The 2,357-nt window shown below is 57.0% G+C and carries 3 protein-coding genes; all 3 read right to left on the reverse strand.

The genetic code is table 11. From position 1 onward, the window contains the following. Positions 1–360: 360 nt before the first annotated feature. The gene (accB, locus tag NW840_RS13805; RefSeq protein WP_011432092.1) at positions 361–834 is read right to left on the reverse strand and encodes an acetyl-CoA carboxylase biotin carboxyl carrier protein; all 474 of its coding nucleotides are present in this window, start codon (positions 832–834) and stop codon (positions 361–363) included. Positions 835–903: 69 nt separating this feature from the next. Beyond that, positions 904–1,461, reverse strand: coding sequence for an elongation factor P (gene efp, locus NW840_RS13810; protein WP_414344890.1), 558 nt, complete (start codon positions 1,459–1,461; stop codon positions 904–906). A 66-nt stretch (positions 1,462–1,527) separates the two neighbouring features. Continuing rightward, complete coding sequence (gene tsaB / locus NW840_RS13815; protein WP_414344891.1) at positions 1,528–2,205, reverse strand: tRNA (adenosine(37)-N6)-threonylcarbamoyltransferase complex dimerization subunit type 1 TsaB; 678 nt, start codon at positions 2,203–2,205, stop codon at positions 1,528–1,530. Positions 2,206–2,357 lie beyond the last annotated feature (152 nt).

Raw genomic sequence — 2,357 nt, forward strand, 5'->3', positions numbered from 1 at the left:
GGGGACACCTTGAGCTTGCAGGAGATGGTCAGGATTTGGCTCATAAGTTCATTGTACTTCATCAAAGCGCTTTCCTCCCGACACTGACCCTACGGGTACAGTGCGGGGCTCCTGCGCTAGTAAGCTGAGAGGGTTTCCCAGGCTGTCACCCCCAACTTCTCTCCCAGCAGGAGAGATTGAATGGATTGATGAGTAGTAAAGCGGTCTGTATCCTTTGCTCCATCCCATACTTCCCGGCTCTGGAAAACTGACGGATACAGTGCTTCAACACCGACCACATCCCCTCAATCCGATTCAACTCTGGTGTATACACAGGCAAGGGAGATTGGGTCGCCAAAATCCGGTTTACCCCCTTGCCCATCAAGCCGTGGGATCCAACCGCATCAACACCTGCCCAAACTCCACCGATTGCCCATTGCTCACCAAAATCTCGGTCACCACGCCTGCCGCTTCGGCCTCGATCTCGTTCATCAGCTTCATGGCCTCGATGATGCACAGGGTTTGGCCCTTGTTCACCCGTTGGCCAACCCGCACAAAGTCAGGTTCACCTGGAGCTGGGGCGCTGTAGAAAGTGCCCACCATTGGTGACGTCACGTCTATCCAATGGCTGGGGGTGGATTTGGGAGCAGTGGGAGGAGGGGGCGCTTCTGCAGGAGCAGGAGGAGGCGCAGAGGAGACAATAACCGGACTGGCGGGGGTGGAGGAGAGCTCAGTCGGGATCCCTTTGCGCAAGGTGAGGCGAAAATCTTTGAACTCCAGAGTTAGCTCGGTAACATCGCTCTCTTGCAGAGCGGCCAGGAGAAGACGAATTTCCTGCCAATTGACAACATCCAAGGGAAGGTTCACTCCTGATGCATCACCTGTCCACAACAGAAATCCATAACCGAAAAGGAGAGGGAGAACTCACTCCCGGCCCAGATAGGTGTCGGTGCGGGTATCGACCCGAATCCGTTCTCCAACCTTGATGAACAAAGGCACCTGGATCTCAGCACCGGTCTCCAGCTTGGCCGGCTTGGTTCCCCCAGTGGCGGTATCTCCTTTCACCCCTGGATCTGTTTCCACCACTTCCAGAACAACGGTGTTGGGCAGCTCCACATCGATCACCTGCCCATTCCAGCGCAAGATTGACACTTGCATGTTTTCTTTCAGATATTTCACGGCGGAGCCAATTTGGGCGGCGGTAATTGGAGCCTGCTCATAGGTCTCCATGTCCATAAACACCAAGTTGTTCCCTTCCGCGTAGAGATACTGCATCTCGACTTTTTCGATGGTGGCTGCGGGCAGGGTTTCACCGGCGCGGAAGGTTTTCTCCACAACGTTGCCAGTCTGCATGTTTTTGAGCTTAGTGCGCACAAAGGCTGCCCCCTTGCCGGGTTTCACATGCTGGAAATCGATCACCTTGTAGGGAGCTCCGTCAACTTCTACAGAGACGCCAGGGCGCAAATCGTTGCTTGAGATCATGTCAGCAGAGGGATCCGTTGCTTAGACTTCCCAATCTTACCGTGACGATGGGACACTCCGTTCGCGCTAGGGAGACGGAGTCGGATTCAGTCCTCGGAGATCGATCGGGGGCTGGCGACCGTAAAGGGGCAACACCTCCTGCCACTGAGGGCGCAATCCGGCCCGAAAATCGGCGCGGGCCAATTCTGCCAACGCCACCACAGGTGCAGGATCCACAAAATCGGCGGCATTCACGGATAGAGCTTGCGGCCAATGGCGGAGAAGGGCCTGCCAAGCCTCTTCCTCCCAGAGCCGATCGGCCACTTCTGCAGCGACACCCTCTTCTGTCACCCGATACACGCCGCCATACCGCTCTCCTCGTTTGGCGTCCATCTGCACCGCCACCGTCAAGGGCTGGGGCGGGGATCCCTGCTCCTGCCACACCTGGCGGGCGAGGACGGCCAAAGCCGAGTAGCCAAACACGGGAATGCCCAGTTGCTGGCCCAGCAGACGGGCCACGCTCACCCCCAAACGGCTGCCCGTAAAGCTGCCCGGCCCCAAAGCTACAGCGATCCCAGCTATCTGCGACCAAGCCTGACCGGCCAAGAAGACTTTCAAGCAGGGGTGCAACTGCGCTGCCATCTCCCGATCCAGCCACCAGCTCTGACTGCGGGTTTCTCCCAGCCCCGGCTCCAACGGCAGCAGGGCCAGGCCCAAAACGGGCGTGGTGGTGTGGATCCCTAAAATCCAGCGGACAAGCGACATGGCCTCTCTCAGGATCAAAAAAGGTAGTTGACGAAACTTAACGGATGTTCTAAGTTTAGGTTGTCAATCTTCGCGCTTCCTCAGGGAAGTTTGTCCTCATGACTACTGTTATCCAACGTCGCTCAACCAGCAACGTGTGGGAGCAGTTCTGC

The organism is Synechococcus sp. R5-13 (assembly GCF_047462015.1).
Classification (GTDB): Bacteria; Cyanobacteriota; Cyanobacteriia; order Thermostichales; family Thermostichaceae; genus Thermostichus.

Bases quoted from the DNA above. Each gene is read 5' to 3' on its own strand.
- efp (WP_414344890.1), bottom strand. From the start codon at position 1,461: ATGATCTCAAGCAACGATTTGCGCCCTGGCGTCTCTGTAGAAGTTGAC.
- tsaB (WP_414344891.1), bottom strand. From the start codon at position 2,205: ATGTCGCTTGTCCGCTGGATTTTAGGGATCCACACCACCACGCCCGTT.